This is a genomic window from Gilliamella sp. Fer4-1, from assembly GCF_001690515.1.
Lineage (GTDB): Bacteria > Pseudomonadota > Gammaproteobacteria > Enterobacterales > Orbaceae > Gilliamella > Gilliamella apicola_C.
In genome coordinates this window covers 1-16,593 of the sequence record NZ_LZGZ01000138.1, presented here as the reverse complement: position 1 = coordinate 16,593, position 16,593 = coordinate 1, and the positions used below count along the sequence as shown (strand labels likewise).

The following is a 16,593-nucleotide window of genomic DNA, read 5'->3' as shown; positions in this document are numbered from 1 at the left end:
TTCAATAAACACAACCGTAAATCATGAATAAATAGAATATTATTACTGAGGAAAGGAAATAAATAAGTGATAAAAAAAAGATTAAAAAGAGCTTTATATCTAATAGGTTTGATCTGTTTTTCAATGTCGTCGTATGCTAATGATACAAGGCTTTATGTTCCTTATAAGCATCTTTTACTCGATCGTAGCGGTAAGGTGATTGTCGATAATGAGGGGGGATGAAAACTCAATAACTTATAGGGATCATTATTGGATTATACAAAAAAGTAATGATGTTTTTTTTAATAATTTTAATCAAGTTAACAACTTTGAATATTCTTTTGATAAACAGGGTGATATTTTAACTTTCAAACCCGGTGGGTCGTTAACGTATTTAGGTAATGAAAGAATTGCTTATGACTATCAAGATACCGGGGTATCGGTTTTAATTGATACCGATGGTCATTTAATTACCCCCAAAGGCGTTTATTACAAAAAAATCAATCCATTTAATAATGGTTACGCCGAAGTAAAAACACAAGATAATAAACAGGGGTATATTGACTTGCAGGGGCAATTTGTCAGCAAGAATCCCAATAAGCTAAACACCAAATACAATCCACATTGCCAAGACGCCACCCTCGATAAAATCATGCAGCTGTGTAACAAAAAGAACAGCAAATACCTTATTAATAAAAAAACCGGTAAAGAAGTGGATATCGGTACACGAGCATGGGAGCTCGATAGCTATTATTTTAATGATAATGTAGACCTTTCTGGTCAATATTTTTGGGTGAAAAATTATCAAGATAATTATATGGTATATCAACTTTACGATTACTAAGGGACAATGCTCTATGAAAATAGCTTTTATCAAGTCGCCCCTTTTTATGGTTCGGTAAGTTGGGTTAAAAAGGATAGTAATGAAGATAAGTATCGTTTAATTAATGCTACAGGCGAAACTCTCGACAAATACGATAACTATAGTACCGTTCAAGTCGGTGATCATGTGCTGTTTTATGCTAAAACCAAATTACCAGAAAAAGACTATAAAGATGGGGGATTTTTAACCAAAATTTTGGATCAGGATGGTCATGTTTTATTCTATGAAGATAAAATCGATGAAACTCAAAACAGTGCTTGTAAGCAAGATTTGATCGTTTTAAAAGATCCCCAAGATAACATTGTATGGCCTTTAGACATTGAAAAAGAGTGCTTATTAAACCGATATGTTGATGAATCGGTCGAAAGAGATACTTGGATGGATAAAAAAATAAGGTCGTTGACATCCCTAAAGATAAAATCGGTGAAATTGCCAATTATTTTGTCACTAAAAAACAAAATGATAAAAACACCAATACAATCAATCATACCAAAAATGAAACCTATTTAGCCGGCCCTGAAACGGTTAATATTAAAGATATTGCTGATTTAACTATACCAAATGGCTATATTTATTATGAGTGGCCTTTTCTTGAAAAGGATTGTAATCGTTTTTTGATGCCAGCATACAGCAATAATAATCAATTGTGTATTTCTGTACATAATGTTGGCTATATTGATTTAAAGGCAGAAAAAAAGCAATTTGATGATCCTCTGCGTCTGCAAGAAATAAAAAATAATTTACAACGCAAAGTGATAAATTACCGCAATCGCTATCAACATTTTGAATGGTTAATAGAGCCACAATTAGATGTTGAAAACCACACAATGAAATTTGGTTATCGTTATATTTTTGAACGTATCGGCGAAAATAACAGACAAGAAGTTATTACCGGTCAAATTATTGCTCAAGTCATTTTTGTTAAAGATCATATGATTGTTTTAACCAACCCCCCTAATAATATGTTAGCTAATTCTGCGCTAATGGAATTTGATTGGGCTAAGCAAATTAAAATACGACCAGAATATCAATTTGATAAGCAACCTGTTTATCGCTGTAGTCAATTTGCGTTAACAGATTCGGCACTTTCTATAGCAAATTTTGATTATCTGAATAAGGGACGTTGCTTTCCAATATCATTAACTGAACTTATTGATGCAACGGAACAACAAAATAATTCAAAAGAATTAACTAACTTGCAAAATGCATTGTTTTTTGAACCATTTTATTATCATTCTGATACAGGTATAGGGCGTTAAAACTTTATGAAATTTAAGAAATATATATCATCTTGTCAGTTATGTATGGCATTGATGTTAACCATCGTTAGTAATCAGTCACGTGCTGATGCGACACTTAATTTAACATCTGAACAGTGGCAAAAAGAAATTCAACAACGTTTTGATGCAATTAATGAGAATGGTGAACCCGTTGAATGCGTTGTATTTGCAGACATTGATAATTTCCCTTATCACTTTGATTATTCTGTCTTAGTATCAGAGCCTCTATTGATGGCGGTCGATGCCGAATTAGTTGATGAGTCGATCAAAGAGAGAAGTCACTCTGAGAAAGATTATCGATACACTTATCACCTCACCGAAAAAGGGAAACGCTACTATAAAACTTGGCCTAAATTACGGCATTCTGGTTTTTGTTTTGGTAAGGTCACGGTTGAAAAAATAAGCAAAACCGATAAAGATGGTAATTATGTTACTGTTGAGTACCAATATAAAGTGGAAGATTTTCCTGCCAATATTGAGCCTCTTTTATCAAAACAAAATTCGTATATTAATAATCCATCAAAGACCGCAATCGCTACATTTAGTTTAGATAAAAACAATCAGCTTTATAGCGTGTCAGGAATTGGTTTAATTACCCACATCTACGAAGGATGGCATCAATAATGAAATTAAAAACACTACTTATGTTGCTTTGTGGTTTGTCGCTTGTGGCTTGTGATAACAACATTAATAAAGATGAATTACAATCGATAATCAATAATAATCAACCATTATGTTATTCTTTACCTGAAGAAGTAAGACAATTCCCTAAAGATATTTTTGATGACAATATCGTTGAAGATAATCTGAATGATGAACTAGTAGATATTTTTGTCGATTTAAACTTATTAACTAAACGTCAATTATCCATAACCAAGTTGGATGGGTCATTAACTTATGCCACAAGATATCGATTATCCCAAGAAGGTAAAACGTATTTTAATCCAGAAAAAGGGGGGTTTTGTTTTGGCAACATTAAAGTCAATGATGTGTATAAAACTGAATCGAGTCCAACAAGGTATAATCAACGCAGTAGAACATCAAGATTGGTCTATTATCATTATTCATTTAGCGATATTCCTAATTGGGCAAAAGATAAACGCCTAACACAATATTATATAACTCCTTCGCTAAACACCGAACGGCTTTATGATGCAAAGGCAATTCATTATCAACCTAGTTTATATTTTTCTTCGTTCGAAGTTGATAAAACTCCATTAATCCAACTTCGCTAAATTGATGGAAGATCGTTATCTATTTTGTAATTTAAACTTGAACAAGCAAGACATAATGAAATGAATAATATAAGAGTATTTTTTTTATTGGCCATATTTTTGGCTTTCCCAAATCATACATTTGCAAGCGTTATCTATCAAGAAGATTGGTATTTAGCTATCGAAAAGAAAGACAGCGTTGCCCAATATAAAATCGCTGAGGCTTATAGCCCTTTAACAAAAAACGATAGCTATCATTGTCAAACTAATCAGTTATATTTTAGTCATCAAAATAAAAAACTGTCAGGTTGTCGCGATAAATCGGCCGATAAATATATCGAGTTTTTAACAAAATCGGCCGAAAACTTATACCCTATCGCCCAAAAAGATTTAGGTATTGCTTATATTACAGGCGAATTGGTGCCTAAAGATATTAAAAAAGGGCTTTATTGGTTAGAAAGAGCTGCCTCACCGATTTCAGACAAAGCAAAATTTCGAATCGTTGAAGGCACATTTTGGTTAGCACAGCCAAATGGTAAAAAATTTGGTGTCGGTGAAGCCCATTATTGGTTAGGATTGCTTTATCACGAGGGGACAGAAGTTAAAGCCGATTATGCTAAAGCAATCAAACATTATAAAATAGCTAGTAAAAGTACCGATTGGGAGGTTGATAATCTAGCTCAATATCAACTATATAAACTTTATCAAGATAAGCTCAATGATCCCAAAAAATCACTCTATTGGCTTGAAAAGACAGCAAACAATATTGGTAAATTTGCTGATGAACAAACATTAGAAACACCAACGAAAATGGTTAGTTACTTTTTGGGTGGAGGACAACCCGATGGTTCTAAATTAGATACCCCTAATTACCTTTGGGCAGCAAAATGGTTATTAAAAGTAGTCGAACAATCTAACATACCAAAAGAGTCTAAACAAAAAGCGGCTTTCCAGTTAGGGTGGTTTTATTTAAATGGTTTAGGTGTAGAAAAAGATATTGGAGAAGCAATAAAATATTATCATTTAGGCATGTACCAAGATGACCTTACAAACTATCAGATGAACTTAACAGAATATAAAGACATTACATCTTCAACTGACATATCGTTACAAAATCAATTTTTACATCAAGTTATTACGCCATTTTATATAAACAAATTTGATACGGCTAAAGCCCAAAAAGTTATCGACGCTGTTTTTGCAAATAACCCTAAAGATAAAGAAGTTTTTTATGAAAAATTGATAGAAAATCTAGTCGAAACACTGCAAGTTCAAAGCTATGATTTCTTATATCAACTTGAATCTATTCCTCTTTTGCTGAAACTTGCCAAACAACAGGGAATGGCTTATGGTTTTTATCGTGATGCTAGAAATATTCAAGGTAAGACAACAGATGAATTAATGGCTCTTTATCAATCAGCATTAAAAATTGCCCCCAACAACCCAACGGTACTTTATCAATTTGGTACGTTATATGACTTTATTCTTGAGGATGAAAAGACAGCAATAACTTATTACCAACATGCGGCTAAATTAGGTAATTCAAAAGCGAATTATCGGCTAGGTGTCATTTATTATTTAGGCAAAGGTGTTGAAAAAAGTTATCATGAGGCTTGGCAATATCTTGATTTGGCAGCTAAGCAAGATTATCAACCTGCTCAGGATTTTTTGATCACAATTGATAAATCTCATCCTGAATTTGATTGGTTAACAACCCAATATCTTAATCATCGACAAGTGTACCGTTCCCCAACGGTTATGGTTGATGGAGTGGATTGGTTACAAACTCAAAGCGAAGTGAACCAAAATGATAAGGCCACATATCACAAAATAAAGCATGATTCAAATGGAAATGGGCTAAAAACGTATCAAGGTTGTAAAGCCGCATTGTCACTTGCTGCTGGTGGAGATATCTTTGCACAAGATGAGTTGCTAAGCCAAATGGATAAAAAAAGAGATTCCTTTATTTGTACACCTAAAAAAGAATTGCTCTTTAATTGGATTGATAGCAGTAATAAAAATGATCACAAGAAAGCATTTTTAAAAGTAAAATATTACAAAATGTCAGGGCAATATAAGGAATTCCATGCAATGTTGAAAGCTCAAGTTACAAATAATAACCCTTATGCAATATTTGAACTGGCACAGCAACAAGTTATGGTTAATTTACCAAATAATGTAGTGCTACCTTATATAAAAACATTACTGAAATCAGGTAGCCCTGCTGCTGCTAAACTTTTGGTTTTTTATTATGAAAATATAAATATCGATATGTTACAACATACTAAATCAATTCTATTACTGAATGATTTAAGGTGGTACTATTTAGATTCAGAAATTAATGAATACTATCAAAATAATAAATTCTCTAAATATTTTTATGCAGATTCCAAATTAACCTCTTCCGATATTTATAAAATGTGGTTTGAATTTGCACAAATGCATGAACAAGGTAAAGAAATTCCTCAAAATAAAGTGTTAGCTTTAGTTTGGTATCGTTTATTAGTTGAATATAATCAAACCCAAGCAACCACAAAAGTAGCACAAATTAGTGCTCAATTAACCGAAGAACAACAAGCAGAAGTGAATAACATATTAAGCAACTATCGTAATTTATATCGTTTTCTTCCGTTAACACATTTAGATATAAATGAATAACTAGCTAAGTATGATAATGCTTAACTAAAACAAATAAATCAAACCACCGCATTCAATGCAGGCTCGTGTTGTGATAGTAAGTTAATATAGGTAATAAGATATGAGTAATATTGTTATTGAAAAAAAAAGTAAATCAATTAGCCACAAAGTATTTTGGGTGTTAGGAGCTATTTTTTTAGCATTGGTTATTAGTGGTGGCTATTATTTTTTTAAAAATAATGCTTTTGTTGCTAGTCAACCAGTATCTCAACAGCCAAAAAATATCAAAATTACTTATGTTATACCTCAATTTTTTGGTTATTATCGACATCCTATCGTATTCAATTGTATTGATTCTATTGAATACGATGGAAAGCGCATTAAAACCTCCAAAATAGACTATTATAAAAATAGTCCAAAGGAGCTACAAAATATACGCGAAAATTGCATACCTTTTTAAAGGTAAAATTGATATTAATAGAATATTTGCCATGCCAAATTTAAGAACGAAAAAAGACGCAAACTGCGTCTTTTTAATATTGTTTGATGTTATTAAAACTAAAGCGTCTTTAACCATGCTTTAACATCTTTACCTAAACTTTTGTGGCGCATTGCGTATTGAACAAAGGTTTGCACATAACCGAGTTTATTACCACAGTCGTGGCTACGACCTTTTATGCAATAAGCATCAACACTATCTTCTTCAAGTAACATTGCAATGGCATCAGTTAACTGAATTTCACCACCTGCACCTAATGGTGTTTTAGCAAGTAACGGCCAAATCTTTTCAGATAGAACATAACGCCCGACCACAGATTGGTTTGATGGTGCATCTTCAATAGAGGGTTTTTCAACAACACTATACATTTGTGCAACATTGCCTGCAGATAATACTTCACCACGGCAATCGACAATACCATAAGAAGAGACTAACTCTTTGGGTACTGGCTCAACCATGATTTGGCTATGTTTGGTTTCATGATAATTATTAATCATTGCGGCTAAATTATCGCTGGTTAAATCACTTTCATACTCATCAATAATCACATCAGGTAAAACAACAGCAAATGGTTCATCGCCCACCAAAGGATAAGCACATAACACTGCATGACCCAGCCCTTTAGCCAAACCTTGGCGAACACTGGTTATTGTGACATGTTTAGGTAAAATACCTTGTACTTCTTGCAATAACTGACGTTTAACACGTGCTTCTAACATGGCTTCTAATTCAAAACTGGTATCGAAATGGTTTTCAATTGAGTTTTTTGATGAGTGGGTTACAAAAATAATTTCAGTTATGCCAGCTGCAATACACTCTTTAACCACATATTGAATCAGTGGTTTGTCAACAACCGGAAGCATCTCTTTGGGAATAGCTTTTGTTGCGGGCAACATGCGTGTACCCAAACCAGCAACAGGAATAACGGCTTTTTTGACTTTCTTATTGGTTGAACTGTCTAAATTTAATGTCATTTTATTTCCTTAAAACAAATTAACTAACAATGGTACTACAGATACCTTGGCTGCAGTGCCATTAACATATGTGTTTTTAACTCGCATTGACTTTAATATATAAAGGATAAATATACAGGTATAAATAATCGTCTTAATAGCAACTTTCATATCAGAAAAATTAAAATTGCAATATTAAAAGGCTTAACTCTGTATTTAATAATGTGAAAACTGCATAAACAATCCTAATATTGTATAGCCACTTTAAAAAATAGCTAAAATTGGTTATGTCGCTTTCTGGATCGATTCATTGTGACTACATATCACTCGATACAATCATATCTAGCGTATAAAAATAACATCAGCAAAGTGAATAAAACTTATAACTGGCCTAACTAACATTAGCAACAGACTTTTCAGCTCTATTTCCTTGACAATTTTGCTCTTATTTTATGATTGATAAATCGCTAGATTGAATTAGCGAAAGATTATCCCTGTCTTTGGCTAAAGAATCAATAGCGATATAGACGATTTGGCAATTTTGTAAAATGGCTTGTCTTACTACAAATTTGGCTTTACGATCACGTGCTTCTTTTTGCGCTTTGCTAATATAAAGATCATCATAACCATCATCGTACAGAGAAGATCTTTCAAATAAGTTAGGTGTTCGCCAGAATGTTTCTTTGGGATAATCGCGGATAAAAATTTGATCTGTTAACTTACCTTTTACTCCTGCATAACTACTCGGTAAATGTTTGCCTTCTCGGCTTTGGGTAATATAAACATGCTGATAAATTGGTGTATTTGCAGGAAGGGGATTTAATATAAATTCAATACCAAATAGGTTTGAGTATTGGCAATTTTCCATAGTTAAAGGTGTAGTTCGAAAGTTTAACGAACCACACCCAACAAGTAAAAAAAATATCACTATAGATAAAATACGTAACATTTTTATTCTAACTATATTCCAGATGTTAGAATGTTTATAGGCATATCTATATCCTTAATTACATTTTATCACTGACTTTTTCAGCAGTATGCGAAATGGCCTTTCCACCTGATTCAACATCTTCGCCAACACCTTTAACAGTGTTACATCCAACAATAAGAGTTGTCATCGCCACACCTAACATTAGAATTAGCATTTTACGGAACATAAAATATACTCCTTTTAGTAATATGATTATTTTAATGTAGCAAATGCTTCTGCCACACGGTCGATATTATGGTGATTTAAACCCGCTACACACATTCTTCCGCTGCCCACCAAATAAACAGCAAAATTATCTTTCAATTGTGTAACTTGCTCTTTACTAAAACCGGTATAACTAAACATGCCTCGCTGTTTAACCAAATAATCAAAATTACGCTCAGGAGCAGCTTTTTTTAATAATTCAACCAGCGTAGATCGCATTATTGCAATTCGATTTCTCATTGCATCGAGTTCTTTAAGCCATTGTGTTTTAAGTTCTGGATTATTTAAAACATAACTAACTAACTGCGCACCATAAGCTGCTGGGCTAGAGTAATTCTGGCGGACAGTTGCTTGCAACTGCCCTAATACGTGGCTAGCTACTTTTCTGTTATCACATAAAACAGATAGCCCGCCAACGCGTTCACCATAAAGTGAAAATGTTTTTGAAAAGGAGTTACTGATAAATCCACACAAGCCAACATCAGCCATCTTTCTAATCGCGTAAGCATCATCGTCAATGCTTTGAGCAAAACCTTGATAAGCGATGTCCATAAATGGAATAAGATTTCGTGTTTGTAAAACCGCTATCACTTTATCCCACTGTGCTTGCGTTAAATCAGCACCAGTTGGATTATGGCAACAAGGGTGTAGTAAAACAATGCTTTGGGCTGGTAATTGATTTAATGTTTCAAGCATTGCTTCAAATTTTACACCACAGGATTGTGCATCAAAGTATGGATATTTATTTACTTTAAAACCTGAGCCATTAAAAATAGCAATATGATTTTCCCATGTTGGATCACTGACCCAGACTTGCGAATTTGGAAAATAACGATATAAAAAATCTGCCCCCACCTTAAGTGCACCAGATCCGCCTAATGTTTGTATCGTTGCAATACGTTTGTTTTGATAAGCCACATGGTCGTCACCAAATAATAATGATTGAATTGCTTGGCAATAAGCGGGTAAACCACTCATCGGCAAATACAACTGAGCATCTTGGTTATGGTGATAGACATAATTGCGAGCCGTTTTAATGCATTGTAATTGAGGAACTATGCTGTTTTCATCATAATAATAACCAATACTTAAATTAGTTTTATTATCTCTACTATCATTAATAAATTCAGCTACTAATGATAAAATAGGATCCCCTGCATATGGCTCTACTTTTTCAAACATATTTACAATCCAAATTGACACAAAAAATAGTAATAAATTATTGTAGATTATTGCACCAACTAAATCAGCAATCAATCACTAAATAACAGGTTAACAATAAATAATTAAATTGATTTTTGGTTAGAAATTTGCAGCTTTTTTGCTAAAAAGAATTAAAGGTTAAAATAACTCAAAATGTAACGTTTTTTAGTGCAATTTATACTAAAACGCTTTATTTACTGAAAGTTTTTGACAAACATTAGCACCTTTTGGTGCTAATCAGATAAGTAATTTATTTAGCGGCAATAACTTCAATTTCAACTTTAGCATCTTTAGGGATTCGTGCAACTTGGACACATGAACGAGCAGGGAAAGAAGCATTATTTTCAGTAAAAAATGCTTCATATACTTCATTTACAGTGGTAAAGTCATTCATATCGGCTAAAAAAATAGTGGTTTTAACGATATTATTCACTTGATAACCTGCTTTTGTGACAATCGCTTTAACATTAGCTAAACTCTGTTTCGCTTGCTCTTTCACACAACTTGGCATTTCACCTGTTGTTGGATTTAGTGGGATTTGCCCTGAGGCAAATAACATATTACCTAAATCGACAGCTTGAACATAAGGGCCAATAGCCGCAGGTGCTTTGTCAGTGCTAATTACTTTTGCCATATTCGATTTTCTCCTTTTTAATCTATTATTTGCTTTTTTAATTATTAAAATAATCAATGTGATCTTTTTCTCTTCCCCTCATTTCAACAGGAACACAATTTGGTGTCAAGTCAACGCAAAATTATGATCGTGGGACTTATGGTAATTTTCTGATATGATAATCGTAATTTTTTATTTATTACGAGAGTTAATATGTTTGAGAATTTAACCGACCGTTTATCACAGACATTCCGCAATATCAGTGGCCGTGGGCGATTATCTGAAGACAATATCAAAGATGCACTACGCGATGTACGTATGGCATTACTTGAAGCTGATGTTGCACTGCCTGTGGTTCGTGACTTTATTAATCAAGTTAAAGAAAAAGCTGTTGGCTTAGATGTCAGCAAAAGTCTTACACCTGGTCAAGAATTCATTAAAATAGTTCAAGCCGAGCTGACAAGCGCAATGGGGGAAGTCAATAGTTCACTTAATTTGGCAACCCAGCCTCCCGCTGTCATGTTAATGGCAGGATTACAAGGTGCAGGTAAAACAACCAGTGTCGCTAAACTAGCTAAATTCCTCAAAGAAAAACAAAAAAAGAAAGTGCTAGTTGTGTCTGCGGACGTTTATCGACCAGCTGCAATTAAACAGTTAGAAACACTGGCTAAAGCGATTGATGTCGAATTCTTCCCATCTGATATTACTGAAAAACCTGTTAATATTGTTAATAAAGCAATTTCCCATGCAAAATTGCAATTTTTTGATGTGCTCATTGTCGATACCGCTGGTCGTTTGCACATTGATAATGACATGATGGATGAAATCAAAGCACTACATCAAGCAATTAATCCAATTGAAACATTGTTTGTGGTTGATGCTATGACAGGGCAAGATGCAGCAAACACAGCTAAAGCATTCAACGATGCTTTACCACTCACTGGTGTGATTTTAACCAAAGTTGATGGTGATGCTCGTGGTGGGGCAGCATTATCTATTCGCCATATCACAGGTAAACCAATTAAATTTTTAGGGATGGGAGAAAAAACTGATGCGTTAGAGCCATTTTACCCAGACCGTATTGCTTCACGAATTTTGGGGATGGGAGATGTCATCTCTTTAATTGAAGAACTACAAAGTAATGTCGATCGCGAAAAAGCTGAAAAAATTGCTAGAAAGCTAAAAAAAGGCGATAAATTTGATTTTAACGATTTTCAAGATCAACTCAAACAGATGCGTAATATGGGCGGAATGGGAGCAATGCTAGCTAAATTACCAGGTGTTGGTCAACTTCCAGATCACATCAAAGCTCAAATGGATGATAAAATTACCATAAAAATGGAAGCAATTATTGGCTCAATGACATTAAAAGAGCGCGCTAACCCTGAAATTATTAAAGGGTCGCGCAAACGCCGCATTGCAAATGGTTCAGGAACTCAAGTTCAAGATGTCAATAAACTATTAAAACAGTTCGAAGATATGCAAAAAATGATGAAGAAAATGAAAGGTGGAGGCATGATGAAAATGATGCGCCAAATGAAAGGATTAATGGGCGGAGGAGGCATGGGATTCCCACCTCGTTAAATCACCATATACACTGTTTTTTAGCTAAAAAAATAGCTGTCCTATCTTTAACTAAAAGTTTTCTGCAAAGATTACCGTGCTCGCAACAGCACGGTATTACCGTTAATTGCTTGGTCTAGTCGATTTAATCTTTTTCGGTTGACTGATTGCAAGTACTGTCCCCATCGACGATATAATGATAAAAACAATTGCTAACCACTGATAGTAGGTTAATTGTTCATGTAACACAATCAGTCCAGAAAGTGCTGCAAAAACGGGCGATAAACTCATTAATGTACTAAATGTTTTAGCCGGTAATTTAGGCAAAGCCATCATATCTAACCCATAAGGAATTGCCGATGCCAATAATGAAACGACAAAAACCATCGGAATAAGTTCTAATGAAAACATGGCGCTACTAGTTTGCCAGATACCGATAGGAAATAAAAAGCACGAAGCAATAACCGACCCAATTGCGACACTTGATGAACCATGAAGGGCGCTAGCTTTACGCCCAAATAAGATATAACATGCCCAACCACTTCCTGCTAATAGCGCATATAAAATCCCAATGGGATCTAAATGGTTTGATGCTTGATGAATAGGCAAAAGCATAGCAAGGCCGACAACGGCAACACCTAACCAAATAAAATCAAGCACTTTTCGAGAAGAGCACATTGCCACTACAATAGGTCCAGTGAGTTCAATACCAACAGCAATACCTATCGGAATTCTTGCAATCGCATTATAAAAAGCTAAATTCATACAACCAATTGATATGCCATATAAAAAAATGTATTTCAATGCTTTTTTGGTCATGGCTTTGCGCCATGGTTTAAATATCAAAACTAACAAAATTGCCGAAAAAAATAACCGCCAAGCAGTCATTCCTTGAGGTCCGAGAATAGGAAACAAATATTTGGCTATAGATGCGCTACCTTGAACCGAAATCATTGAAATTAAAATAAAAAAAATAGGCAAAAATCTTCTAAGCATACAGAATTACCATAATTGAACTTTGGAATTATTGCATATACAACGGGTGACAAAGCATTTTAAGTAGGCATGCACTTGAACATAAAATTAACTAATAACAGACTAGTTTATCTGTTAATTAGTTCTCTCTTTTTACTGACAATAAGGCAAGATCTTGTAATGCTTGTTTATAGGGTGAATCGGGTAAAATAGCGACAACATCAAACGCTTTTTGAGCCTCTTCTTGAGCGGTTTGTAACGTAAAATCTAGCGACCCACATTCATCCATGATTTGTAATATACGATCTAATAAATTTCGCCCATTACCTTGCTCTATTGCTTGACGAATTAAAGTTGCATCTTGAGCATTTTTAGTGTGGCGCATTGCATGTAAAAGCGGTAAGGTTGGTTTACCTTCGTTAAGATCATCGCCTAAATTTTTACCTAATTTTTGGTTGCTATCAGCGCTATAATCGAGTAGATCATCAATGATTTGAAAAGCTGTACCTAAATATTTGCCATACTCTTGCAAAGCAATCTCTTGTTGCTCGTTTGCACCAGCTAAGACCGCAGCAGAATGCGCGGTCGCCTCAAATAAACGTGCGGTTTTACGATAAATAACATCTAAATATTGTTCTTTCGTGATATCGGGATCGTTACAATTAATCAATTGTTGTACTTCACCTTCAGCAATCACATTTGTTGCCGCCGACATGATCGTCAATACTTTAAAAGATTCTGTACGCACCATCATTTGAAAAGAACGTGTATAAATATAATCACCAACAAGCACACTTGCAGCATTACCAAAAATTGCATTAGCGGTCGATTTACCACGGCGTAAGTCAGACTCATCAACAACATCATCATGCAATAAAGTGGCAGTATGAATAAATTCAATAAAAGCTGCTGTGATAATATGTTTATCGCCTTGATAGTGAAGTGCTTTAGCAATTAATAATGCAATAACAGGGCGTATGCGCTTTCCACCACTACTAATGATGTAATTACCTAACTGATTAATTAAAGCCACATCAGAACTAAGTTCTGCTTGTATAGCTTGATTTACTTTTATTAAATCGTCTTTAACAAGATCGAGTATTTGATTCATTGACGGAGTGTTCATCAGCCTAACCATTACAAATAATAGATATCTATTTTCTATTATCTGATAAATATCATGATGCAACAAGGTCTTATCTATCATATTTCAAAAAATGCTACAAATGATAAGCATTTTCATCTAGAATACTTAACTTAAGTTAAAAATGATTATTGCTATGAAGATTAACTTTGATATAGACATAGATAATGCTAAAGCTCCTTTGAGCCCTACGAAAAAGAAGCCTAAGAGTCGCTATATATGTACATCGGCTTCCGTAGTGTCACATCTTGTATTATTTGCACTACTGTTTAGCTCGGCCTTATTTGCTGAAAATATTGTTATTGATGAAGGCGATAATGCAATTAAAGCTGTTATGGTCGATTTATCGCAATTGGCAGCTCCCGAGCAATCATTAGTAGAAAATACCCCCGATATTAAAGGTGTGGAAAATAGCGAACTTATTGATAATAAACCGATTGAAGAAATTCCCACTGATCCAGTTGTTGAACCAGAAGTTGTTAAAGAAGAAACAACCGATCCTATTGTTGAAAAAATACCTAACAAACCTACTGTAGATCCCCAAAAGAACATCGTGGTGAAAAAAGAATCAAAACAGAAGAAACAACGCTCACCAGCCCCAAAAGCTTCACGTCAACAAGTCAGGCAAGAGGTTGCCAGTGAAAATGTCGCTAATACTTCCGTAGCTCCAAAGATTTCAGATAGTCAGCGATATTCAGGCAACCCTTCACCAATTAGACGAAATCAACCCGAATACCCACGGCGAGCGCTTGATATGCGTTTAGAAGGTTATGTGATTGCTATGTTTGATGTTAACAAAGATGGGCGGGTTGAAAATATTCGGATAATAGAGGCTAATCCTAATAATATTTTTAATCGTTCAGTAATCAACGCCATGAAAAGTTGGAAGTATCAACCAATTGCTAGCAAAGATTTAAAAATAAAAATTATCTTTAATCGCGATAAATCAATTAGTCTAGGTTAATAATGATGTCGATAGAAAAGCCATAACTTCAATTAAAAAATTATGGCAACGATACAACTAATAAGCAAATTTGTTTGCCATCAATTTTTCAATTTTCACTGGATCTTTGGGCACATCAGAGGTCAATACTTCATTGCCTGACTCAGTAATTAAAATATTATCTTCAATCCGAATGCCTATGCCTTTATATTGTGCCGGCACATTTGCATCTTGGTTAATATAAAGCCCAGGTTCAACTGTTAATACCATACCTGGCTCTAAAATGCGGCTGCGATCACTACCAACATCATGCACATCTATGCCTAACCAATGTCCTAAACCATGCATATAATAGTGAGTGTAGGCTTTGTTAGCAATTAAAGTATCTATATCTCCTTGCATAATACCTAATTTAACTAAACCCTCTACCATCGTTCTAACAACATAATTATTCACATCCATAATTGATGTGCCTGGCTTAAATAATTTAATAGCTTGATATTGCGATGCTAAAACAATGTCATAAATTTCACGCTGAGCTTGGCTAAATTTACCATTAATCGGAAAAGTGCGTGTAATATCTCCTGCATAGTATTGGTATTCACAACCCGCATCAATCAAAACTAAATCACCATCTTTTAACTGATCACTGTTATTTTCATAATGTAAAATGCAACCATTATTACCACTACCTACAATAGTATTATAAGACGGTGAGCGGGCGCCATGCCAAGCGAAATCATGTAAAATTTCGGCCTCTAATTGATATTCATACATATTCGGTTGACATCTCTGCATAGCGCTAATATGAGCTTTTGCACTAATCTTGCAAGCTTGACGTAAAAGTTTTATTTCAAAATCTGATTTAACCATGCGCATTTCATGGACGATAGGACGCCAATCAATTTTACAGTTAGGTGCAGATAAATTCATTCTACTACCTTGTCGTAAGGTGTTAATCGCATGATCCACAATACCATCTGCATATGCATACTGTTGATCAGCATGATAAACTGCCGTTTTACCATTTAATAAATCAGGTAATATCCTATCAATTTCATCAAATAAATATGCCTCATCAATAAATATAGCCTTTAATGCGGCTTGCTGACCTAAACGGTAACCTGTCCATATCTCTGCCAAAGCATCTTTTTTGCGGTTAAATAATACATATTTCGCCGTGTTATCCTTTTGTTTAATAACCACAAAAACCGCTTCTGGTTCGGCAAAAAGAGTAAAATACCAAAAATCACTATTTTGTCGATACGGGTAATGCGTATCATTACTACGTACAACTTCTGGAGCTGCAAAAAAAAGAGCAATACTATTTGGCACCATTTCGACTAATAATTTCTCTCGCCGTGCCAAGAGTTCTGTTTTGATATCGGTGTTTATCATTATAATGACCTTGAGGTGTGTAATTACTATTATTAATGGATTGTTGGGCGAATATCTGGCTCATTAAATTCATCAAAACATAGCATCGAAGTTATGCGAACATACTCTCTTATT

18 protein-coding genes and 1 pseudogene are annotated in these 16,593 nt (G+C 34.4%); 10 read left to right on the top strand and 9 right to left on the bottom strand.

Annotated elements, in window-relative coordinates; translation table 11 throughout:
• Window positions 1–66 precede the first annotated feature (66 nt).
• The 8 genes from A9G30_RS12905 (at window position 67) to A9G30_RS04775 (ending at window position 6,453) form a co-directional block, all read left to right on the top strand.
• Complete coding sequence (locus tag A9G30_RS12905; protein ID WP_176700846.1) at window positions 67–222, top strand: hypothetical protein; 156 nt, start codon at window positions 67–69, stop codon at window positions 220–222.
• Window positions 209–823 carry a WG repeat-containing protein gene (locus A9G30_RS04805; RefSeq protein WP_065588226.1) on the top strand — a complete coding sequence of 205 codons (615 nt, stop codon included), beginning with the start codon at window positions 209–211 and terminating at the stop codon, window positions 821–823. The genes A9G30_RS12905 and A9G30_RS04805 overlap by 14 nt, the downstream gene beginning before the upstream one ends.
• Window positions 824–829: 6 nt before the next feature.
• Window positions 830–1,372, top strand: coding sequence for a hypothetical protein (locus A9G30_RS04800; protein WP_065588225.1), 543 nt, complete (start codon window positions 830–832; stop codon window positions 1,370–1,372).
• A 107-nt stretch (window positions 1,373–1,479) separates the two neighbouring features.
• Entirely contained in the window at window positions 1,480–2,121 is a 642-nt protein-coding gene (locus A9G30_RS04795; RefSeq protein WP_065588224.1) for a hypothetical protein, read from the top strand.
• Between the two features lie 6 nt (window positions 2,122–2,127).
• Complete coding sequence (locus tag A9G30_RS04790; RefSeq protein ID WP_141671995.1) at window positions 2,128–2,766, top strand: hypothetical protein; 639 nt, start codon at window positions 2,128–2,130, stop codon at window positions 2,764–2,766.
• Window positions 2,766–3,377, top strand: a complete 612-nt coding sequence (locus A9G30_RS04785) for a hypothetical protein (protein WP_065588222.1) — start codon at window positions 2,766–2,768, stop codon at window positions 3,375–3,377. The genes A9G30_RS04790 and A9G30_RS04785 overlap by 1 nt, the downstream gene beginning before the upstream one ends.
• 60 nt (window positions 3,378–3,437) lie before the next feature.
• Window positions 3,438–6,014, top strand: coding sequence for a tetratricopeptide repeat protein (locus tag A9G30_RS04780; RefSeq protein ID WP_065588221.1), 2,577 nt, complete (start codon window positions 3,438–3,440; stop codon window positions 6,012–6,014).
• A 100-nt stretch (window positions 6,015–6,114) separates the two neighbouring features.
• A complete protein-coding gene (locus A9G30_RS04775; RefSeq protein ID WP_065588220.1) occupies window positions 6,115–6,453 on the top strand; it encodes a hypothetical protein in 339 nt (112 codons plus the stop codon).
• Between the two features lie 98 nt (window positions 6,454–6,551).
• Here A9G30_RS04775 and galU read toward each other — a convergent pair whose 3' ends face one another.
• The 6 genes and pseudogenes from galU to A9G30_RS04750 form a co-directional block, all read right to left on the bottom strand.
• The gene (galU, locus tag A9G30_RS04770; protein ID WP_065588219.1) at window positions 6,552–7,466 is read right to left on the bottom strand and encodes a UTP--glucose-1-phosphate uridylyltransferase GalU; all 915 of its coding nucleotides are present in this window, start codon (window positions 7,464–7,466) and stop codon (window positions 6,552–6,554) included.
• 9 nt (window positions 7,467–7,475) lie between these two features.
• A pseudogene (locus tag A9G30_RS13580) lies at window positions 7,476–7,619 on the bottom strand (hypothetical protein); the annotation flags it as partial.
• 271 nt (window positions 7,620–7,890) lie between these two features.
• Window positions 7,891–8,394 carry a hypothetical protein gene (locus A9G30_RS04765; RefSeq protein ID WP_065588218.1) on the bottom strand — a complete coding sequence of 168 codons (504 nt, stop codon included), beginning with the start codon at window positions 8,392–8,394 and terminating at the stop codon, window positions 7,891–7,893.
• Between the two features lie 58 nt (window positions 8,395–8,452).
• Window positions 8,453–8,602, bottom strand: a complete 150-nt coding sequence (locus A9G30_RS04760) for an entericidin A/B family lipoprotein (RefSeq protein WP_081295683.1) — start codon at window positions 8,600–8,602, stop codon at window positions 8,453–8,455.
• Between the two features lie 26 nt (window positions 8,603–8,628).
• Window positions 8,629–9,822: an amino acid aminotransferase gene (locus tag A9G30_RS04755; RefSeq protein ID WP_065588217.1), complete on the bottom strand. Its 1,194-nt coding sequence runs from the start codon at window positions 9,820–9,822 to the stop codon at window positions 8,629–8,631.
• Between the two features lie 271 nt (window positions 9,823–10,093).
• Window positions 10,094–10,477, bottom strand: coding sequence for a RidA family protein (locus A9G30_RS04750; RefSeq protein WP_065588216.1), 384 nt, complete (start codon window positions 10,475–10,477; stop codon window positions 10,094–10,096).
• Window positions 10,478–10,669: 192 nt separating this feature from the next.
• Here A9G30_RS04750 and ffh point away from each other — a divergent pair, with 192 nt between their 5' ends.
• Complete coding sequence (gene ffh, locus A9G30_RS04745) at window positions 10,670–12,040, top strand: signal recognition particle protein (protein WP_065567356.1); 1,371 nt, start codon at window positions 10,670–10,672, stop codon at window positions 12,038–12,040.
• A 102-nt stretch (window positions 12,041–12,142) separates the two neighbouring features.
• Here ffh and A9G30_RS04740 read toward each other — a convergent pair whose 3' ends face one another.
• Window positions 12,143–13,015, bottom strand: coding sequence for an EamA family transporter (locus A9G30_RS04740; protein WP_065588215.1), 873 nt, complete (start codon window positions 13,013–13,015; stop codon window positions 12,143–12,145).
• Window positions 13,016–13,133: 118 nt separating this feature from the next.
• Window positions 13,134–14,120 carry an octaprenyl diphosphate synthase gene (gene ispB, locus A9G30_RS04735; protein ID WP_065567355.1) on the bottom strand — a complete coding sequence of 329 codons (987 nt, stop codon included), beginning with the start codon at window positions 14,118–14,120 and terminating at the stop codon, window positions 13,134–13,136.
• A 256-nt stretch (window positions 14,121–14,376) separates the two neighbouring features.
• On the opposite strand from ispB, the gene A9G30_RS04730 reads away from it, so the two are divergent.
• The gene (locus tag A9G30_RS04730) at window positions 14,377–15,102 is read left to right on the top strand and encodes a TonB family protein (RefSeq protein ID WP_065588214.1); all 726 of its coding nucleotides are present in this window, start codon (window positions 14,377–14,379) and stop codon (window positions 15,100–15,102) included.
• Window positions 15,103–15,159: 57 nt separating this feature from the next.
• On the opposite strand, the gene pepP is transcribed toward A9G30_RS04730, so the two are convergent.
• Window positions 15,160–16,479, bottom strand: a complete 1,320-nt coding sequence (gene pepP, locus A9G30_RS04725) for a Xaa-Pro aminopeptidase (protein WP_065588213.1) — start codon at window positions 16,477–16,479, stop codon at window positions 15,160–15,162.
• Window positions 16,480–16,593: the final 114 nt, after the last annotated feature.